This window comes from Micromonospora sp. R77, assembly GCF_022747945.1.
Taxonomy (GTDB): Bacteria; Actinomycetota; Actinomycetes; order Mycobacteriales; family Micromonosporaceae; genus Micromonospora.
The window spans coordinates 629,278-648,669 of the sequence record NZ_JALDST010000001.1 but is presented as its reverse complement, the minus strand read 5'-3'; the positions used below and the strand labels follow the sequence as shown (position 1 = coordinate 648,669).

14 protein-coding genes and 3 pseudogenes are annotated in these 19,392 nt (G+C 72.6%); 11 read left to right on the top strand and 6 right to left on the bottom strand.

The genetic code is table 11. The features are described 5' to 3' along the window. The first annotated feature begins 134 nt into the window (after positions 1 to 134). The 4 genes from ngcE (MRQ36_RS02725) (at position 135) to MRQ36_RS02710 (ending at position 4,026) form a co-directional block, all read left to right on the top strand. Positions 135 to 1,550 carry an N-acetylglucosamine/diacetylchitobiose ABC transporter substrate-binding protein gene (ngcE, locus tag MRQ36_RS02725; protein WP_242792436.1) on the top strand — a complete coding sequence of 472 codons (1,416 nt, stop codon included), beginning with the start codon at positions 135 to 137 and terminating at the stop codon, positions 1,548 to 1,550. 61 nt (positions 1,551 to 1,611) lie between these two features. Continuing rightward, positions 1,612 to 2,520, top strand: coding sequence for a carbohydrate ABC transporter permease (locus tag MRQ36_RS02720; protein WP_242792435.1), 909 nt, complete (start codon positions 1,612 to 1,614; stop codon positions 2,518 to 2,520). Further along, a complete protein-coding gene (locus MRQ36_RS02715; protein WP_374249819.1) occupies positions 2,517 to 3,422 on the top strand; it encodes a carbohydrate ABC transporter permease in 906 nt (301 codons plus the stop codon). The genes MRQ36_RS02720 and MRQ36_RS02715 overlap by 4 nt, the downstream gene beginning before the upstream one ends. 91 nt (positions 3,423 to 3,513) lie before the next feature. Then, the gene (locus tag MRQ36_RS02710) at positions 3,514 to 4,026 is read left to right on the top strand and encodes a hypothetical protein (RefSeq protein ID WP_242792434.1); all 513 of its coding nucleotides are present in this window, start codon (positions 3,514 to 3,516) and stop codon (positions 4,024 to 4,026) included. 113 nt (positions 4,027 to 4,139) lie between these two features. Here the strand turns inward: MRQ36_RS02710 and MRQ36_RS02705 are convergent. Then, positions 4,140 to 5,127 (bottom strand): annotated as a pseudogene (locus MRQ36_RS02705) (N-acetylglucosamine kinase). Between the two features lie 196 nt (positions 5,128 to 5,323). Between MRQ36_RS02705 and MRQ36_RS02700 the strand changes: the two are divergent. From MRQ36_RS02700 to MRQ36_RS02670, 7 genes are all read left to right on the top strand, one after another. Then, positions 5,324 to 6,271: a MurR/RpiR family transcriptional regulator gene (locus MRQ36_RS02700; RefSeq protein WP_242792432.1), complete on the top strand. Its 948-nt coding sequence runs from the start codon at positions 5,324 to 5,326 to the stop codon at positions 6,269 to 6,271. Further along, positions 6,268 to 7,017 carry a sugar isomerase domain-containing protein gene (locus tag MRQ36_RS02695; RefSeq protein WP_242792430.1) on the top strand — a complete coding sequence of 250 codons (750 nt, stop codon included), beginning with the start codon at positions 6,268 to 6,270 and terminating at the stop codon, positions 7,015 to 7,017. The genes MRQ36_RS02700 and MRQ36_RS02695 overlap by 4 nt, the downstream gene beginning before the upstream one ends. A 24-nt stretch (positions 7,018 to 7,041) precedes the next feature. Beyond that, a complete protein-coding gene (gene ngcE, locus MRQ36_RS02690) occupies positions 7,042 to 8,454 on the top strand; it encodes an N-acetylglucosamine/diacetylchitobiose ABC transporter substrate-binding protein (RefSeq protein ID WP_242792428.1) in 1,413 nt (470 codons plus the stop codon). Between the two features lie 22 nt (positions 8,455 to 8,476). Next, entirely contained in the window at positions 8,477 to 9,418 is a 942-nt protein-coding gene (locus MRQ36_RS02685) for a carbohydrate ABC transporter permease (protein WP_242792426.1), read from the top strand. 13 nt (positions 9,419 to 9,431) lie between these two features. After that, positions 9,432 to 10,388, top strand: a complete 957-nt coding sequence (locus MRQ36_RS02680) for a carbohydrate ABC transporter permease (RefSeq protein WP_374249816.1) — start codon at positions 9,432 to 9,434, stop codon at positions 10,386 to 10,388. Positions 10,389 to 10,558: 170 nt separating this feature from the next. Further along, entirely contained in the window at positions 10,559 to 12,262 is a 1,704-nt protein-coding gene (locus tag MRQ36_RS02675; RefSeq protein WP_242792424.1) for a bifunctional 3'-5' exonuclease/DNA polymerase, read from the top strand. Between the two features lie 133 nt (positions 12,263 to 12,395). Next, complete coding sequence (locus MRQ36_RS02670) at positions 12,396 to 12,989, top strand: NTP transferase domain-containing protein (protein ID WP_242792421.1); 594 nt, start codon at positions 12,396 to 12,398, stop codon at positions 12,987 to 12,989. A 51-nt stretch (positions 12,990 to 13,040) separates the two neighbouring features. Here MRQ36_RS02670 and MRQ36_RS02665 read toward each other — a convergent pair whose 3' ends face one another. From MRQ36_RS02665 to MRQ36_RS02645, 5 genes and pseudogenes are all read right to left on the bottom strand, one after another. Then, positions 13,041 to 13,850 carry a metal-dependent hydrolase gene (locus tag MRQ36_RS02665; RefSeq protein WP_242792419.1) on the bottom strand — a complete coding sequence of 270 codons (810 nt, stop codon included), beginning with the start codon at positions 13,848 to 13,850 and terminating at the stop codon, positions 13,041 to 13,043. 208 nt (positions 13,851 to 14,058) lie between these two features. Next, positions 14,059 to 14,541, bottom strand: coding sequence for a hypothetical protein (locus MRQ36_RS33780; protein WP_242801528.1), 483 nt, complete (start codon positions 14,539 to 14,541; stop codon positions 14,059 to 14,061). Positions 14,542 to 15,160: 619 nt separating this feature from the next. Then, positions 15,161 to 15,823, bottom strand: a pseudogene (locus MRQ36_RS33775) (serine/threonine-protein kinase); the annotation flags it as partial. 138 nt (positions 15,824 to 15,961) lie between these two features. After that, positions 15,962 to 17,293 (bottom strand): glycosyltransferase family 4 protein, encoded by a 1,332-nt coding sequence (locus tag MRQ36_RS02650; RefSeq protein WP_242792416.1) that lies wholly within the window; start codon positions 17,291 to 17,293, stop codon positions 15,962 to 15,964. Positions 17,294 to 17,432: 139 nt separating this feature from the next. Next, positions 17,433 to 19,374: pseudogene (locus MRQ36_RS02645) on the bottom strand (amylo-alpha-1,6-glucosidase). Positions 19,375 to 19,392: the final 18 nt, after the last annotated feature.

Below are 19,392 nucleotides of genomic sequence, written 5' to 3'. Positions count from 1 at the left end.
CTTGTGGTCCGCGCGCCACTGTCGTAGAAATTCTTCAGCAACATCACATGAAGTGAAGACAAGCGACACCCCCGTGCCTCGACACGACGGCCGCCACCCCCAGCGGACGCCCGTACCCGAACCGAGGAGATGTGATGAACAGGCGTGAGATCCTGCGGCGCAGCGCCGCCGCCGGCCTGCTGGCCACCCCCGCCGCCGGCCTGCTCGCCGGCTGCGCCACCTCCGGTGCCGACGACAAGGGCGACTCCGGCACCTACAAGGGCACCAAGAGCGCGCAGAACCCGCTGGGCGTCAAGGAGGACGCCCCGCTGGAGGTGGTGATCTTCAACGGCGGCTTCGGCGAGGAGTACGCCAGGTCCCACGAGGCGATGTACCGCGAGAAGTACCCCAAGGCCGAGATCAAGCACTCCGCCACCCAGGAGATCAACAAGACGCTCCAGCCCCGGTTCGTCGACGGCACCCCGCCCGACGTGGTGAACAACTCCGGCGCCGGCCAGATCGACCCCGGTGGCCTGGTCGCCCAGAACGCCCTCGCCGACCTCGGCGAGCTGCTCACCGCGCCGAGCCTCGACATCCCCGGCAAGACGGTGAAGGACACCCTGCTCCCCGGTGCCGTCGAGGTCGGCTCGTACGACGGCAGGTTCCTGGTGATGAACTACACCTACACCGTCTACGGCATCTGGTACTCCACCAAGCTCTTCACCGAGCGCAACTGGCAGTACGCGAAGACCTGGGACGAGCACATCGCGCTCTGCAAGCAGATCAAGGCCGCCGGCATCGCCCCCTGGACGTACGCCGGTCTCCACCCGCGCTACATGAGCTGGCCGCTGATCTCCACCGCGATCAAGTTCGGCGGCCCGTCGGTCGCCACCGCCATCGACAACCTGGAGCCCAACGCCTGGAAGTCCGACGCGATGAAGGCCGCCGCCGACGCCTGGTACCAGATCGTCAAGGACAAGTTCATCCTCGAGGGCTCGCCGGGCCTGGACCACAAGCAGTCGCAGACCGCCTGGTGCCAGGGCAAGGCCGCCTTCATCTCCTGCGGCTCCTGGCTGGAGAGCGAGCAGAAGGACGTCACCCCGGCCGGGTTCGACATGACCGTCGCGCCGACCCCCAGCCTCGGCAGCGGCGACAAGCTGCCGTTCGAGGCGGTCCGGGGCACCGCCGGGGAGCCGTTCATCGTCCCGGCCAAGGCCAAGAACGGCGCCGGCGGCCTGGAATACCTGCGTACGATGCTGTCCCGCAAGGGCGCGCAGGACTTCACGAAGAAGGTCGCCAGCCTCACCGTGGTGGCCGGCGCGACCGAGGGCGTCGAGCTGCCGTTCGGCCTGACCACCGTGGTGAAGGCCCTGGAGGCGTCCGGCGACAACGGCTTCAACTGGGTCTACAACAACTACTACCGCAAGCTGGAGCGCAACCTCGTCGACGCGGCCTGCGGCGAGTTCTTCAGCGGCCGGTCCACCCCCGCGCAGTTCCTCGCCCAGTGCCAGTCCGGTGCCGACTCGATCGCCCAGGACAGCTCGATCAAGAAGTACAAGCGGACCGCGTGACGTCTCCGGTGGGGGCGGCGATCCCCGCCCCCACCGGCCGAACCAGGGAGGGGTCCCGCCGGTGCGACACGGCCGATACCCGCTGATCGTCAGCTTCCTGCTGCCACCACTGGTGCTGTACGGCGTCTTCGTGCTCTCGCCGTACCTCCAGGCCTTTCAGATCTCGACCACCGACTGGCTGGGCTATTCGGCGCAGGCCGACCCGGTCGGCCTGGCCAACTTCCGGACCCTGCTGCACGACGGGTACGTCTGGAACGCGTTGACCAACAACGCGATCCTGCTCGCCGTGGTGCCGGTGCTGACCATCGCGCTCGGTCTCTTCTTCGCCACCATGCTCACCATGGGCGGGCGCAAGGGCCGGGCCGGGGTCACCGGCGTGCGCGGCAGCGCGGTCTACCGGCTGGTCTACTTCTTCCCCCAGGTGCTCTCGGTGGTGATCATCGCGCTGCTGTGGAAGGAGATCTACCACCCGACCAGCGGGCTGCTCAACGGTGCGCTGCGGGCGGTCGGCCTGCCCGCGCCGGCCTGGCTGGGTGATCCCCGGTTCGCCTTCTGGTGCGTGCTGGCGGTGATGGTCTGGAGCAACGTCGGCTTCTACGTGGTGCTCTTCGGCGCGGCGATGCAGGCCATCCCACGCGACATCTACGAGGCGGTGCTGCTCGACGGCGCCTCCCGCGCGGTGATGCTGCGCCGGATCACCATCCCGCTGCTCTGGGACACCGTCCAGGTGGCCTGGATCTATCTGGCCATCGCCGCGCTGGACGGCTTCATCCTGGTCCAGCTGATGACGAACGGCGGCCCCAACTTCACCTCGGACGTGATCGGCATGCGGATGTACGACACCGCGTTCGGCAGCGAGACCAAGTTCGGGTACGCCTCGGCGATCGGCGTGGTGATGTTCTTCCTGACCCTCTCGGTGGCGGTGCTGGCACTGCGGGCCGCCCGGCGCGATCGGATCGAGTACTCGTGACCACTGTGGACTCCGACGCCCCGCCGGTCCGGGCGGCGGTCGCGCAGCGCGCCACCGACCGGCCGCTGCGTCGGGAGCTGGGCGTGGCGAACGTCTTCTCGCACGGCTTCCTGCTGCTCTGGGCGGCGATGACCCTGCTGCCGCTGGTCTGGATGTTCCTCAGCTCGCTCAAGGACAACGGCGAGATCCTGGCCGACCCGTGGGGGCTGCCCGGCGAGCTGCGCCTGGACAACTGGGCGCGGGCCTGGACGACGGCGCACATCGGCCGCTACTTCCTCAACAGCGCGGTGGTCGTCGCCGGGTCGCTGACCCTGACCATGCTGCTCGGCGCGGCCGCCGCCTACGTCTTCGCCCGATACGACTTCCGCGGCCGGCAGGTGCTCTACTACCTCTTCGTCGGCGGGATGATGTTCCCGGTCTTCCTGGCCCTGGTGCCGCTCTTCTTCGTGGTGCGCAACGCCGGCCTCTTCGGCACCTGGACCGGTCTGGTCCTGGTCTACACCGCCTACTCGCTGCCGTTCACGGTCTTCTTCCTGACCGCGTTCTTCCGCACCCTGCCGACGGCCGTGGCGGAGGCCGCGCTGATCGACGGGTGCGGCCACTTCCGGCTCTTCTTCCGGGTGATGCTGCCGATGGCGCGACCGGGACTGATCAGTGTCGGGATCTTCAACTTCCTGAGCCACTGGAACCAGTTCCTGCTGCCGCAGGTGCTGATGCAGGGCGACGAGTCGAAGTGGATGCTCGCCCAGGGCCTGAACGCGCTCGCCGTCAACCAGGGGTACGCCGGCGACTACGCGCAACTCTTCGCCGGCCTCGCCATCGCCGTGCTCCCGGTGCTGGTGGTGTACGTCGCGTTCCAGCGTCAGATCCAGGCGGGACTCACCGCCGGCCAGCTCAAGTGAGGTGTCGCCCACCACGGGTGACGGGGCAGCGGGACCGGCGGGGGCTCCTCTATGGTGGGCCGGCACCTTCACCGGATTGACAGGAAACTACATGTTTGAGCTTGTATACGAGATCCTGCTGATGCTCGGTGGCATCGCGATGATCGTCACCGGCCTGGCCATCAAGGAGCAGGGCACCGGCTCCCGGATCCTGAACGCCGTCATCGGCCTCGCCTTCTTCTGCTATGGCTTCTATCTGATGTTCCTCGCTCCCGTGGGCACCAGGTACCGGATCTTCTTCTACGCCTTCATCCTGCCGATCCTGCTGATCGTGCGGGCGGTCAAGGCGCGCAAGGAGGCGAAGGAGGCCGACAATGCGGCGGCCGTGCACCACCAGGTCGTTCCCGGCCAGGTCTACCCGGCCGCCCCGGGTCAGGCCGCGCAGGGCTGGCCGGCCCCGGGTCAGGCCGCGCCGCAGGGCCAGTACCCGCCGCAGGGCCACCACGGCCAGGTGCCGCAGGGCCAGTACCCGTCGCAGGGCGACTACGGCCAGGCCCCGCAGGGCCAGTACCCGTCGCAGCAGGGCCAGCACGGTCAGGCGCCCCAGGGGCACCCGACGGCCTGAGCGTGACCTGTCCGGCGACGGCCGGCCGACCCGTACCGGGTTGGCCGGCCGTCGTGCTCGGTGGCGGGTTCCGGGCGTACCGGTCGGTGTCGGGCCTGTGGTGGCCGGAACGGTCAGGCGGGGGTGCGGACCAGGAGCGCGTGCAGGGCGGCCGGGTCGGTGACCTCGGGCAGCTCGCGGGCGGCGAGCCAGGCCGCCGCGGCGGCACCGTCGCCGGCCGTACGCAGCGGCGCGTCCGGCCACCGCGACCCCAGTTCCGTGCGGACCGCGTCGCCGAGCGGGTGTCCCCGGTGAGCAGGCCGCCGCCGAGCACCACCGGGTCGGTCGCGCCGGCCGGCCGGATCCGGCTCGCGCTCTCCGCGAGCCGGGCGGCGGCCTCGGCGACCAGGGCCACCCCGGTCGGTTCGCCGTCGCGGGCCGCCGCCACCACCAGTGGGGCGAGCCGGGCCAACTCCACGGGTGGTCGCCGGGTCACCCGCTGGACCACCGCGTCGGCGGTCGCGCGCGGCCGGGCGGCCACCTCGGGGGAGCCGGTCAGCTCGGTCAGCACCCGGGTCTCCAGGTCACCGGGGCGGTGCGCCCGGTCGAGGTCGGCGAGGAGCCGGCGGACCGCCTCCCGGCCCAGCCAGAACCCGGAGCCGGCGTCGCCGAGCAGCCAGCCGTGTCCGTCGGCGACCCGGTCCAGCTGGAGGTCACGCACTCCGGCGGCGATCGCGCCGGTGCCGGCGATCAGCACCGTGCCGTCCGGGGCGGCGGTGCCCGAGGCGTACGCGACCAGGGCGTCGCCGTGCACGGCGTACGGGCAGCGCAGGCCGGCGGTGGACCAGGCGCCGTCGAAGGCGGCGCGGGCCTGCGGGTCGGCGAGGGCCGGCCGGCCCCGGCCAGCCCGATGGTGCCGGCCCGGACCCGGGTCGGGTCGACGTCGGCGAGCGCGCCGCGCAGGGCGGCCAGCAGCTGTGCCGCGGCCGGTTCGGCACCGTGGCTGGTCGGGTTGCCGCCGCCGGCCCGACCGGTGCCCAGTCGCGCGCCGGTCAGGTCGTAGGCGGCGGCGCGGGTGGACGTACCCCCGATGTCGAGACCGACCACGACGGTGCCGGACATCCGCTGCGCCTCCCGGTGTCTCGCGCTGGCGGCTCCATGCTGTCCGGCCGGGGCCGCAGAAGCAAGATCCGCGCCCGCCCGACGGCGGGTGCGGCAGGTAACGGTTTGAAAACTTCGCCCACGCTATTGACACGGAGGGGCCTTCAGTAAGAACTTTTACCACTAACAGTTAACACTCTTTTCCGAAAGGCCTCCCATGGTTGAACACGAGGTGGACACCGCCGCGGGGACCGCGGTGGTCGACGCCGACGCGCTCGACCGCCGGGGCGCCGACGGGGTGCTGGCCAGGGTGCGGGCCGGCGCGGGGGAGCTGACCGGGGCGCTGCGCCGGGTCGCCGAACACGTGCTCAGCGACCCCGAGGCGGCGGCCCGGGCGACCATCGTGGAACTCGCCGAGCGCAGCGGCACCTCACCGGCGACCATCACCCGGTTCTGCCGGGCGATGGGCTTCGAGGGCTACGCCGACCTGCGGCTCGGCATCGCCTCGGAAACCGGCCGGGCGCGCTCCGCCGGCTGGACCGTCGACATCGGCCGGGAGATCCAGCCGGGTGACCCGCTGTCCCGGGTGCTCGACCAGATCATGGCCGCCGACACCCGGGCCATGCACGACACCGCCGCCCTGCTCGACCTGGCCGAGGTCGAACGGGCCGCCGTCGCCATCGCCGGGGCCGCCCGGGTGAACATCTTCGGCGCCAGCGGCAGCGCGCTGGTCGGCGAGGAGATGCAGTTCAGCCTGCACCGGATCGGGGTGGCCGCCTGGGCCTGGAACGACGTGCACGAGGGCCTGGCCAGCGCCGCCCTGCTGCGCGCCGGCGACGTGGCGCTGGGCATCTCGCACACCGGGCAGACCCGGGAGACCATCGAGATGCTCGCCGAGGCGGGCAGCCGGGGCGCGACCACCATCGCGCTGACCGGCTTCCCCCGCTCACCGCTGGCCGAGCTGGCCGACATCGTCCTGCTCACCGCCAGCCAGGCCACCACCTTCCGGCCCGACGCGCTCTCCGCCCGCCACCCCCAGCTGGTCGTGCTCGACCTGCTCTACATCGCGGTGGCCCAGCGCACCCACGACCGCGCCCATGCGGCCTTCCGGCGTACCGCCCAGGCCGTCGACGGGCACAAGGCCGCGAAGGGAGCCCATTCATGATCAGTGCCCAGGGGTACGCCGAGGCCGTCCGCCCGGTGCTCGACCGGCTGGTCGACACCCAGGCCGAACCGGTGGACCGGGCGGCCGACCTGATCGCCACCGGGCTGCGCGCCGGCGGGGTGCTCCAGGCGTTCGGGGCCGGCCACTCCGAGGCGTTCGCCGCCGAGCTGGTGGCCCGGGCCGGCGGCCTGGTCCCCACCAACCGGCTCACGCTGCACGACCTCGTGCTGCACGGCGACGCGTCCCCGGACGTGCTCGCCGACCCCAAGCTGGAACGCGACCCGGCCGTCGCCCACCAGCTCTACGCCCTCGCGGCACCACAGCCGCAGGACGTGTTCGTGGTCGCCTCCCAGTCCGGCATCAACGGCTCGGTGGTCGAGCTGGCCACGCTGGTGAAGCAGCGGGGTCACCCGTTGATCGCGGTCACCTCGGTCGAGCACACCGCCCGGGTCGCCCCACGGCACCCGTCCGGGCACCGGCTCGCCGACCTCGCCGACGTCGTGCTGGACAACGGCGCGCCGTACGGCGACGCACTGCTGCCGCTCGAGGGCGGCGGCGCGGTCTGTGCGGTCTCCTCGGTCACCGCGGCGCTGCTGGCGCAGCTGCTGACCGCGGAGGTCGTACGACGGTTCCACCAGGCCGGGGAGGTACCCCCTATCTACCTCTCCGCCAACGTCCCCGGTGGGGACGAGCACAACCTCGCCCTCGAGTCGCGGTACGCCGGGCGTCTCCGGCGGACCGCCTGACCCGACACCACAAGGAGAGACAAGATGTCGGTTAACCCCAACCTCGGCGACCTGGACCGCCGGACCCTGCTGCGGCGGGCCGCCGCGGCCGGTCTGCTGACCGTCCCGGCCGTCGGGCTGCTCAGCGCCTGCGCCGGCAGCGAGCCGAGCAAGTCCGACGACGCGGGCGCCGCGAAGAGCAAGGACAACCCGTTCGGCGTCAAGGACGGCAGCGCCGTCAAGGTGGTCATCTTCAACGGCGGCCTGGGCGACCAGTGGGCCAAGGAGGACAAGGCGGTCTTCAACGCGAAGCACGCGAACGTCACCGTCAACATGAGCTCCACCCAGAAGATCAAGACCGAAGAACAGCCGAAGATGGCGACCCAGCCCAGTGACGTGGTGATGAACTCGGGCGCCGACATGATGGACATCAGCACCCTGGTCAACGAGGGCGCCATCGAGCCGCTGGACGACCTGCTCGCCGCGCCGGCCTGGGACGGCGAGGGCACGGTCGGCGACTCGCTGCTGCCGGGCACCGCCGTCGACGGCACCTTCCAGGGCAAGTTCTACGTGGTCAACGTGGCGTACACGGTCTGGGGCAACTGGTACAACGGTGCGCTGTTCAGCAAGGAGGGTTGGCAGCCGCCGACCACCTTCGACGAGTTCTTCGCCCTCGCGCCGAAGATCAAGGCGAAGGGCATCGCCCCGTACGTGCACGACGCGGTGCACGGCTACTACCCGCGCTGGGCGCTGCAGGCGACCATCTGGAAGTCCGCCGGTAAGCAGGCGATCATCGACATCGACAACCTGAAGGAGAACGCCTGGAAGGCCGAGGGCGTCCTGCCGGCGCTGCAGGCGTGGGAGAAGCTGGTCAAGGACAAGCTGCTCCTGCCGGGCAACCTCAACCACACCCAGTCGCAGCAGGCCTGGCTCGACGGCAAGGCGGCCTTCATCCAGGTCGGCACCTGGCTGAAGAACGAGATGTCGGCGACCATCCCGCCGGGCTTCGAGATGAAGCTGTCGGACTACTGGGGCCTCGGCGCCAGCGACAAGGCGCCGAAGGACGTCTTCGCCGGCGCCGGCGAGGGCATCGTGGTGCCGAGCAAGGCCCCGAACAAGGCCGCCGCGAAGGAGTTCCTGCGGGCCGTGCTCTCCAAGTCCGGCTCCGCCAAGTTCGCCGAGCTGACCAAGTCGCTGGCCTCCACCAAGGGCTCCGGCGACGGCGTCCAGGACACCTCGCTGACCACCGCCAACGAGCTGATGAAGAACGCGCCCAAGGACCTCATCAAGGTCAAGCTCTGGGACTTCTACGCCGACCTGGACAAGGAGAGCCAGAACCTCTCCGAGGAGCTGATGGCCGGCCGGCTCACCGCGCAGCAGTTCGTCGACAAGATGCAGGCGGCCGCCGACAAGGTCGCCAAGGACTCGTCGATCAAGAAGCAGACCCGCACCGCCTGATCCGGACGAGAGAGTGAGTGGAATGCGGCACGGTGTTGCGCGCTTCGTCACGGGGTTCCTGGCCCTGCCCGTCGCGCTGTACCTCTTCTATGTGGTGTGGCCCTTCGCCCAGGCGGCCGGATACTCGCTGACCAGCTGGGGAGGCTACTCCGACAAGCAGCAGTTCGTCGGGCTGGACAACTACGTCCGGCTCTTCTCCGACGAACTGATCAGGAAGGCCTTCTGGCACAACGTCTTCTTCCTGGTCACCGTGCCGCTGTTCACCATCGGGCTGGCCCTGTTCCTCGCGTTCCTGCTCAACGTGGGCGGACGCGAGGACAGGGCCGGCATCCGCGGGGTGTTCGGGTCGAGCATCTACAAGGTCATCTTCTTCTTCCCGCAGGTGCTGTCGCTGGTCGTCATCGCCGTGATGTGGCAGCAGATCTACCGGTCCGACTCGCAGGGTCTGGTCAACGGGCTGCTCATCAAGATCGGGCTGGTCGACCCGGCGAACCCGATCGCCTTCACCGCCGACCCGGAGCCGTTCCTCGGCGTACCGGCCGTGTTGTGGTGGCTGCTGCTGATCGCGGTCTGGAGCGGCGCCGGTTTCTACATGGTGCTCTTCTCGGCGGCGATGCAGTCGATCCCGAAGGACATCTACGAGGCGGCCATCCTCGACGGGGCGGGCCGGTTCCACACCTTCTTCCGGATCACCCTGCCGCTGCTGCGGGAGACCATCTCGGTGGCCTGGGTCTACCTGGGCTTCATCGCCCTGGACATGTACGCCCTGGTCTTCGTCATGACCCCCAGCCAGGGCGGCCCCAACCACGCCAGCGAGATCTTCGCGTCGGTGCTCAACTTCACCGCGTTCCAGAAGGGCCAGTTCGGCTACGCCTGCGCGATGGGCGTGGCCCTGGCGATCTTCACGATCCTGCTGGCCGCGGCGCAGTTGAGGATCACCCGTCGTGACCGGATCGAGTACTGAGGAGGCCTGGACGATGAGCACGGTGACCCATGGTGACCGGACCCGACCGGGCCCGGTTCCCCCGACCGGCGGCACCCGGCCGCGGCCCGCGCCGTCGCGCGTCGCGGCGGTCGGCTCGCGGATCTTCAACGGCTTCTCCCACGCCTTCCTGGTGGTCTGGGCCGTGATGGTGATCTATCCGCTGGTCTGGGTGGTGATGTCGGCGTTCAAGGACGACTCGCAGGTCATCCGCGAGCCGTTGTCGCTGATCCCGCACAAGCTGCACTGGGAGAACTTCTCCCGGGCCTGGGGGGCGGGGCACCTGGGGGCGTTCTTCCTGAACACCGTCCTGGTGCTGGCCGGCAGCGTCTTCCTGACCATGCTGCTCGGCTCGATGGCCGCGTACGTGCTGGCGCGTTACGAGTTCCCGGGCAACCGGTTGATCTACTACATGTTCCTCTCCGGCCTGACCCTGCCGATCTATCTGGCCGCGGTGCCGCTGTTCAAGGGCGTCTACAACATGGGCGTCACCTTCCCGCTGCTCGGCCCGAACAAGCACCTCATGCTGATCGTGGTCTACGTGGCGTGGTCGCTGTCGTTCACGATCTTCTTCATGCACTCGTTCTTCCGGACGCTGCCCGACTCGATCGCCGAGGCGGCCATGGTCGACGGGGCCTCGCACAGCCGGCTCTTCTTCAGCGTCATGCTGCCGATGGCCAAACCCGGCCTGATCAGCATCGGCATCTTCAACGTGCTGGGCCAGTGGAACCAGTGGTACCTGCCGACCCTGCTCATGCAGTCGGTGGCCGGCGAGCCGAAGCACCAGGTGATCGCCCAGGGGCTGATCGAACTCTCGGTCAACCAGGGTTACAAGTCCGACTGGAGCGGTCTCTTCGCCGGCGTCACCATGGCGATGCTCCCGGTCCTGGTCGTCTACGTGATCTTCCAACGCCAGGTCCAGTCCGGCCTCACCGCCGGCGTCAGCAAGTAATCCCCCCCCTCCCACCCCCCCCACACCCGCGCCCGCCCCTCCCGTCGTCGCCCTGCACTTTCACGGAAACAGTGGCCATTCCACGAGGAGTGGCCACTGTTTCCGTGAAAGTGGCGCTTTCTGGGTGGCGGGGGGCGACGGTGGGGGCGGGGGGTGGGTGGTGGGGGTGGGTGTCGTACGGGCGAGGGAGAATCGCGTCCGTGCTGGTGGTGGGGGTGGTGGCGGACGAGCGGGGCGGGGGCGTGCTCCAGGCGCTCGACGCCGTCGGGCGGCCGGCCGGTCCCGCCGAGCCGGTGACCGATCTCGCCGCCGCGGTGGCCGCGCGGGAGGCCGCCGAGCGACCCCGCTGGGTGTGGGGGTCGGGGGCCGCGCTCTATCCCGCGCTGCTGCGCGCCGGGGTCCGGCTCGACCGCTGCCACGACGTGGAGCTGACCGAGGGGCTGCTGCTCGGCCACGCCGGCCGGTGGGGCGAGCCCCGCTCGCTCGCCGCGGCGTCGGCGCGGCTGACCGGCGGGCCCGTCCCGCCGGACCCGCCCCGCCCGCCGGAGCCACCCGGGCACGGGCAGGGCGCGCTCTTCGACGCGCCGTCCGGTCCGCCGGGCCCGGGCATCGAGACCCTGACCCAGGTGTACGCGGACCAGCTCGCCCGGATCGCGGCGACCACCCACCCCGGCCGGTTCCGGTTGCTGGTGGCCGCCGAGTCGGCCGGTGCGCTGATCGCCACGGAGATGGGCGCGGCCGGGTTGCCGTGGCGGGCCGACGTGCACGACGCGGTCCTCGCCGAGCTGCTGGGCGAGCCGTCCCCGGTGGGTGGTCCGCCCCGGCGGCTGGCCGAGCTGGCGGCCCGGATCGCCGACGCGTTCGGGGTCCGGCAGCTGCACGCCGACTCGCCGGCCGAGCTGTTGAAGGCGTTCGCCCGGGTCGGGGTGGAGCTGCCCAACACCCGGGCCTGGGTGCTGCGCGGGGTGGAGCACCCGGCGGTGCCGCTGGTGCTGGAATACAAGGAGCTCTACCGGATCTGGACGGCGCACGGCTGGGCCTGGCGGGACGCCTGGGTCTCCGGCGGGCGCTTCCACCCGGAGTACGTCCCCGGCGGCGTGGTCTCCGGCCGCTGGGCGACCCGGGGCGGCGGCGCGTTGCAGATCCCCAAGGTGATCCGGCGGGCGGTGATGGCCGATCCGGGCTGGCGGTTCGTGGTGGCCGACGCCGGCCAGCTCGAACCCCGGGTGCTGGCCGCGGTCTCCGGGGACGCCCGGCTCGCCGCGGCCGGCGGTGCCGGTGACCTCTATGCCGCCCTGGCCCGGGACGCCTTCGCCGGTGACCGGGCCCGGGCCAAGGTGGCCCTGCTCGGCGCGATGTACGGGCAGACCGGCGGCGCGGCGGTGCCCGCCCTGGCGGTGCTGCGGCGCAGTTATCCCACCGCGTTCGGGTATGTCGAGGCGGCGGCCCGGACCGGTGAGGCGGGTGGTCTGGTGCGCTCCTGGCTGGGGCGTACCTGCCCGCCGGGTGGGGTGCCGGTGACCGACGGGGACGATCCGGGTCCGGACGGCGGGGTCGACCCGCAGAGCCCGCGTGCCCGGGCCGCCCGCTCCCGGGGCCGGTTCACCCGCAACTTCGTCATCCAGGCCACTGCCGCCGAGTGGGCGGCGACCCTGCTGGCCACGCTGCGCACCGCCCTGGCCGGCAGCGACGCCGAGCTGGTCTTCTTCCAGCACGACGAGGTGGTGGTGCACTGTCCGGCGGGTCAGGCCGACGCGGTGGCCCGGGCGGTGGGCGCCGCCGGGGAACGGGCCACGGCGCTGCTGTTCGGGGACACCCCGGTCCGGTTCCCGCTGGATCTGTCCATCGTCGACTGCTACGCCGACGCGGCATAGTCGGGCAATTTTCCCTTTTGCCCCGCTACCGGATCCGGGGCGTGCTCGTTGGGCCCGTTGTGCGTACGACGGGACGGGCCGGCCATGGACCGCCCCCACGGACGAGGGGGAGCAGCTGAACCGGATCGCAGGAATGATCATCGCCGCGGGTGGGGGACGCCGGATCGGTGGACCCGAGGCGTTGCTGCACCAGGGGAAGAAACCCCTGGTGAGCCGGATGATCGACACGATGACCGAGGCGGGCTGCGCAGAGGTCGTGGTCGTGCTGGGCGCGGCGGCCGAGGAGGTGCGCCGGACGACGGACCTGACCGCCGCCACCGTGGTGGTCAACCGGGCGTGGGGGACCGGGGTCGGCTCGTCGATCCGCGCCGGGCTGGCCGCGCTGACCGACGGGGGGATCGAGGCGGTGGTGGTGGTGCCGGTGGACATGCCGGGACTGACGGTCGCCGCCGTCCGGCGGGTGACCGCGCTGCCGTACCCGGACGTGCTGGTCTGCGCCACCTACGGCGGGCTGCGCGGTTACCCGATGCTCTTCGGCCGCCGGCACTGGTCCGGCATCGCCACGCTCGCCAGCGCGGACGTCGGCGCCCGGCCCTACCTGCTGGCGCACAAGGACCAGATCGTCGACATCTCCTGCGACTCGGTCGCGGACGGCAGCCGGGTCGACACCCCGGAGCTGATGGCCCTCTACGGACTCAACGTCCCCGAGCAGCGGGTCGGCGCCTGACCGGGACGGCGGTCCGTCCCGGTGCAACGGTGCGGCGACGTGACCCGCTCGTCACACCTCGATGTTGAACCGGTGCAGCACCGACGGGGCGACCAGCCCCACCGCCGCCAGCACCGCCAGCACGGTCAACGCGGTCCGCAGCACGATCACCTCGGCCTTGCTGCCGGTACGCAGCGCGATGCTGTTGGGCAGGCCGACCATCGTCCACATCCGGCGCTTGATCGGGATGGGCCAGAGGATCGGCACCCCGGCGCGGGTGATCATGTCGCCGAGGATGTGCACGAGACAGCCGACGCCGACGGCCAGCCCGATCATCGGATAGCCCCGGTCGCCGGGGAGGTTCGCGAAGGTGAACCAGGCGGCACCGGCCGACGCGAGGGTGACGATCACCCAGCCGGCCCGTTCGGCCCAGGAGTCGAAGAGGCCGCGCAGCGCCAGACCGATCATGAAGAAGAGGATGCTGACCACGGCCCACTTGCCGTAGTGGGCGCAGAGCGCGGTGGTGCCCCAGCCGACCAGACCGGTGAACGGCAGGGTGTGGGTCAGCGTGCGGTGCCCGTTGTTGCGCCGCGGGTCCTTGCTGAGCTTGGTGGCGTAGTAGACGCCCAGCGAGATCTTCTCCACCACCTCGGCGACGAAGAGGCTGAACACGCCGAAGGTCCGGGCCACGGTGGCGCCGCCCTGGTTGCGGGTCACCTTGCCGGAGAGGTCGAGGTCGGGAAAGAGCGCCCCACCGGCGCAGACCGCGGTGCCGACCGCGAGCGCCAGCGGTGTCTGGTGGTAGTCGGCGAACTGGTCCAACGCCCAGGAGCCGGTCAGCCACACCGCCGCGCCGGACAGCGCGTGGGACGGTCCCATCATGTCGGCTCGCCCTCCCCAGAGATCTTGATCGCCAAAACTACGCCACTGTAGTCAGCCGCTGGACGACAGGGCATCACCCGGACGGTCCACTGGGGAGGGGGCTCGGTGACCGGGTCGGCGGCGCTGCCGGACCACCAGGAAGTATGTCCTCGCCGGCCCGCTGCCCGACCTGTTCTGTCGGCCATGGGACGGTCACCGAACCCGGACGTCAGCCCGCCGAGTGGGTGGGACGACCCGGCCGGAAGCTCTGCCGGACGACCGCGAACTGGGCCGTGCCGGCGGCCCAGTCGGTCTCCGGGGCGCTCCAGCCCAGCGTCCAGCCGCCGACGTCGGCGGGGAGGACCCGCAGCGCGTGCAGTTGCTCCCCGTACGGGGTCCGGAAGCGGCACTCCCACTCGGCCCCGCCGGGAACCGGGGCCAGGCGGACCTCCTGGTAGCCGGGGAGCCGACCGGCGGCGGCCAGCGTGCGCCGGGCCGAGCGGAGCTGACCGGTGAGGTCCGCACCGCCGCCCGTGGGCGGCTCGACGCTGAGGATGCGGCGGCTCGTCGGGTCCTGGAAGCAGGCGGCGTTCCCCTCCCGCGCGTACCACCAGCCGGCGGGCACGGCGACCCGGAACCCGCCGGGGTCGGCGTGCCAGACCCAGCCGGCCGGCAGGGCGACGTCGCCGTCGGCGGGGGCGGCGGCGACCACCGGCTCGCCGACCGGGAACGGCCGGATGCAGGCGAACGGGGCGGTGGCACGTTCCGGCCACCCGGCGGCGGTCCCGGCCCGCCCGGCCCGGGTCCGGCGCCGGATAGCCGGGCGGTGGTTCGCCGTACGCCTCGCCCGGCATGTCCCGCGAGCGTTCGTGCGCCTCGTGCAGGGCCACCACGGTGCCCACGCCGGCCGCCGTCGCGACCACGAGCGCGACCGCCGCGAGCCCCCACCGCCGGGTCGGCTGCGCCGCCGCGCCGGGGGCGGGTGGTGGACCGGCGGTGACGGGCGACAGCGGCGTCGTCCGGTCCGGGTCGGGGTGCCCGGCCGGGGTGCGGGGTGGTCGGGAGCCGGAATCGGAGGGCGGGCGCCGGCGCGGGCGGCCCGGCTCCACGCCTCGGCGGTGCCGGCCGGTGACCGGCCGTCCCGCTCCGCCTCCTCGGGCCGCTCGACCGGTGTCGCGCCGGTGCTGTCCCAGGCCGGCCCCGGCCGGTCGGCCGGCCGGCGGGCCGCCGGCCGGCGGGGCCGTGGAGGCGGCGGTGGCCAGCAGCCGGGCCACGTCGTCGGGGCCGAGCCGGTTGCGGGGATTGCGGCGCAGCAGCCCGGCCAGCACGGGCTCCAGCGGCCCGGCGTGCGGTGACGGGTCCGGCGGCTGGCTGGCCAGCGCCGCGAGGGTGGCCATCGCGGTGCTGCGCGCGTACGGGGAACGGCCCTCCACGGCGGCGTGCAGGGTGGCGCCGAGCGACCACAGGTCGGCCTCGGCGGTGGAGACGCCCTCGGCGGCGCGCTCCGGTGCGACGTACTGCGGGGAGCCGAGCACCAGCCCGGGACGGGTCATCACGCCGTCCCCGCCGTCGAAGACGGCCAGCCCGAAGTCGGTCAGCAGCACCCGCCCGTCCCGGGCCAGCAGCACGTTCGCCGGCTTCACGTCCCGGTGCAGCACCCCGGCGGCGTGCGCGGCCCGGAGCGCGGCCAGCACCGCCAGGCCGATGCCGGCCGCCCGGCGCGGGTCGAGCGGGCCGTCCGCCTCGATGACCTCCTGCAACGACCGGGAGGGGACGTATTCCATGATCAACCACGGGTCGTCGTCGACCTGCACCACGTCGTAGACGCGCACCACGTTCGGGTGGTTCAGCCGGGCGGCGGTGCGGGCCTCCCGCATGGTCCGGCCGCGCAGCTCGTCGCGTTCGTGGGGTGCCAGCCAGTTCGGCGCCACCACCTGCTTCACCGCGACCTCGCGGTGCAGCGTCTCGTCGCGGGCTCGCCAGACCCGGCCCATCCCACCGCGGCCGACCAGGTCGAGCAGGCGGTACCGGTCGGCGATCACTACCTGCTGCACCGTCCTCCTCACCGCTGGTCGCCGTCCACAATAGCCAATCGATCGGACGGGACCTATCGGTTGTCGGGCGACATCTGATCAACAGGCGGCCCCCTGGCCGATCAGCAGGTTTCCGTCCGGGATGTCGATCCGGGGTCGCCCGCCGGCCAGCAGGGCGGCCGCCCGCCGGGCCTGGAAGGTGCCGTGCTCCCGCCGGGCGGTGGCATAGCTGGTCGCGGTCCGGGCGGCGATGGTGGCCCAGCCGTACCGCTCGGCGACCATGGTGCGGGCCCGGCGGGCCACCCGGCGGGCGAAGACCTCGTCGCCGAGGAGCCGGCCGACCGCGCCGGCGAGCGCGTCCGGGTCGCTGTGCGGGAAGGTGACCCCGGTGACGCCGGGCTCGACGATCTCGGCCAGCCCGCCGGTGCTCGCCACCGCCAGCGGCGCGCCGGCGGCCGCCGCCTCCAGGGCGATCATGCCGAACGGCTCGTAGAGGCTGGGGATCACGGTCGCGTCGGTGGCGGCGAGCACCGCGGGCAGCCGGGTCGCGTCCAGGAAGCCGGCGAAGCGGACCGTGTCGCCCAGGTGCAGCCGCCGGGCCTCGGCGACCAGTTCCTCCCGGTACGGCCCGTCGCCCGCGATCACCACCCGCAGCCCCGGGTGCCGGCCGCGCAGGTACGGCACCGCGTGCACCAGGTGCTGCACGCCCTTCTCGTAGACCAGCCGGCCGGCGTACCCGACCAGTGGGCCGTCGGCGGCGAAGCGGGCGCGGGCGGCGGCGACCGCCTGCGGGCGGGCGTGCCAGGCCCGGTCGTCGACCCCGTTGGGCACCACGTCGATCCGCCCCGCCGGTACGTCGAACAGCCGCGTCACCTGGTCCCGCATGTAGCCGGAGCAGGCGATCACCCGGGCGGAGGCGTTGCTCAACCAGTGTTCGACGCCGTGGATGGTCCGGTTCATCTCCTCGGGCAGCCAGCCCTGGTGCCGGCCCGCCTCGGTGGCGTGGATGGTGGTGACCAGCGGCCGGGAGAGGTGCTCGGCGAGGGTGACGGCGGTGTGCGCGACGAGCCAGTCGTGGGCGTGGATCACGTCGTACGGGCCGGACTCGGCGGCGCGCAGGGCGGTGCGGGTGAGGGTGTGGTTGAACGCCATGGTCCAGGCGAGCAGGGAACCGGTGGCGAGCGGGAAGGTGACCGGGTCCTCGGGGGCGCGCAGGACCCGGACGCCGTCGGCGTACTCCTCCAGGGGTGCGCCCTCGGCGTGCCGGGTGACGACGGTGACCTCGTGCCCGGCGGCGGCCAGCGCGACGGAGAGGGCGTGCACGTGCCGGCCGAGTCCACCGACGAGCACGGGCGGGTATTCCCAGGAGAGGATCAGCACCCGCTGGTGCCGGGCGGGGTGGATGTCGATCACGTCGGCGTCCGGTGACATGCGGCCCCCTCGGAGTTGTTCCCGCGGCGCGCGACGGCCGGCACCGCACCGGGTGCCCGCCGTTCCGTCCGGGTCGGGGCCCATCCTGCCGACCGGTGGCTAACCGGCGGAGACGCCGCCGTTGCCGGGATGTAACGGGTTACCGGACGCTGCGCCGGACCCGCAGCAGCTCGGCGACCGACCACGCCTGGAACGGGCAGCCGGTCGCGGCGTGCGGGGCGAGCCCGTCGGCCGTCTCACTCACCGAGCCGAGGCCATATTCCCCCAAATGCCCCTCAAGACCGACCAAAAGGTCATCGGTGCCTAGTCCGGCCCGCCGGTACGCGTCGACGAACGGCCCGATCAGCCACGGCCAGACCGTCCCCTGGTGGTAGCCGCCGTCCCGCTCCGCCGGACCGCCCCGGTGCCGCCCGACGAAGCCGGGGGAGTCGGGGGCGAGGCTGCGCGGCCCCAGCGGGGTGAACAGCCCCGCGGTGACCCGCCGCAGCGTCGCCTCGTCCGGCTCCAGCGGCGCGTACGGCAGCGACCAGGCGAGCAGTTGGTTGGGGCGGAGCAGGTCGTCGTCGTGGTGCGGGGCGCCGCCCAGCGGGTAGGCCGGCGCGGGCCCGTCCACCACGTCGTGCAGCCAGCCCACCCCGGGTGCCGGGAAGCGGTCCCGGAACGAGGCCGACGCCCGCGCGTGCAGCCCCCCCAGCGCGGTGGCGTCCCGGCCGGCCAGCTCGGTCAGCTCGGCGAGCCCGGCCAGCCCGTTCACCCAGAGCGCGTTCACCTCCACCGGCTTGCCGGTACGCGGCGTCACCGGCACCCCGTACACCCGGGCGTCCATCCAGGTCAGCGCGGTGCCCGGGGTGCCGCCCTGGGTGAGCAGCCCGTCGGCCGGGTCGACGCCGATGCCGTACCGGGTGCCGGCGACGTGCGCGTCGACCACCGCGTGCAGCGCCGGCAGCAGCTCGTCGCCGAGGTCGGTGTCGCCGGTGACGGTGACGTGCCGGCTCACCGCGTGCAGGAACCACAGCGTCGCGTCGACGGTGTTGTACTCCACCCGGCCGGTGTCGGCGGTGTTCGCCAGCATCCCCTCCGACAGCGTCGCCGCGTACGACCGCAGCAGCTCGCGCCCCTCGTCGGCGCGGTTGGTGCAGAGGAACAGCCCCTCGTAGGAGGTCATGGTGTCCCGCGACCAGGCGCCGAACCAGGGGTAGCCGGCCACCACGTCCGGCCCGGCCGCCGTGCTCACCACGAACGCGTCGGCCGCCAGCGCGAGGGTCGCCGCCACCGCGTCGGCCGGCTTCGCCGCCGCCACCACCTCCCGGTGCCGCCGCCGGGCCGCCTCGACCAGCGCGGTCGCCGGCCGGCTCGTCGGCAGGTCGTCCGCCCAGGCCAGCACCGAGACCGTGTCGCCGGGGACGTCGAGCGCGCCGGAGAACCGGCCCGCGTACCAGGAGTCCTCGTCCGGTTCAGTCGCGCGCGGCCTCCTCGCGGTGCCGCACGCCCAGCCACCACTGCCCCTCCGGCGTCCAGTCCGGGCCGGCCAGCCGGAACGCCCCCTCCACCACCGCGCCGCCGTCGGCCGGCTCCAGCCGGGGCGTCGGCCCGTCGGCCCGCCGCTCGCCGTGCGCGTCGCGCCAGGTGCAGGCGGCGGAGAGGTCCAGCCGGACCGGGCCGCCGGAGACCAGCCGGTGCACGACCGCGACGCAGGACCGGCCGTACGCCATGGCGATCTCCCGCTCGATCACCACGTCACCGATCCGCCACCGCCACCGGGGCACCCCGTCGACCAGGTCGAAGCGTTCCAGCAGCTCGAAGCCGCGCGGGTCGACGTCGCCGGAGGACCACTCGTGCGCGCCGAGGCGTACCCGGGCACCCGAGGGCAGGACGACCGCCGGGTCCAGGGCGGCCAGTCCCAGCCGGCGGACCGCCGGTGTCCGGTCGGCCACCACCAGCAGCCCGTGGTAGCGGCGGGTGCGCAGGCCGCTCACCGTACCCATGGCGTAGCCGCCGCGACCGTCGGTGACCAGCCACTCCCGGCTCGCCGAGGCGGACAGCTCGCCGCAGACCTGCGGGCCGAAACGAATGTCGATCAACTTTCCTCCACCGGCAGC

Coding starts and splice junctions, on each gene's coding strand:
- ngcE (WP_242792436.1), top strand. CDS start 135: ATGAACAGGCGTGAGATCCTGCGGCGCAGCGCCGCCGCCGGCCTGCTG.
- MRQ36_RS02710 (WP_242792434.1), top strand. CDS start 3,514: ATGTTTGAGCTTGTATACGAGATCCTGCTGATGCTCGGTGGCATCGCG.
- MRQ36_RS02700 (WP_242792432.1), top strand. CDS start 5,324: ATGGTTGAACACGAGGTGGACACCGCCGCGGGGACCGCGGTGGTCGAC.
- MRQ36_RS02695 (WP_242792430.1), top strand. CDS start 6,268: ATGATCAGTGCCCAGGGGTACGCCGAGGCCGTCCGCCCGGTGCTCGAC.
- ngcE (WP_242792428.1), top strand. CDS start 7,042: ATGTCGGTTAACCCCAACCTCGGCGACCTGGACCGCCGGACCCTGCTG.
- MRQ36_RS02685 (WP_242792426.1), top strand. CDS start 8,477: ATGCGGCACGGTGTTGCGCGCTTCGTCACGGGGTTCCTGGCCCTGCCC.
- MRQ36_RS02680 (WP_374249816.1), top strand. CDS start 9,432: ATGAGCACGGTGACCCATGGTGACCGGACCCGACCGGGCCCGGTTCCC.
- MRQ36_RS02670 (WP_242792421.1), top strand. CDS start 12,396: ATGATCATCGCCGCGGGTGGGGGACGCCGGATCGGTGGACCCGAGGCG.
- MRQ36_RS02665 (WP_242792419.1), bottom strand. CDS start 13,850: ATGATGGGACCGTCCCACGCGCTGTCCGGCGCGGCGGTGTGGCTGACC.
- MRQ36_RS02650 (WP_242792416.1), bottom strand. CDS start 17,293: ATGTCACCGGACGCCGACGTGATCGACATCCACCCCGCCCGGCACCAG.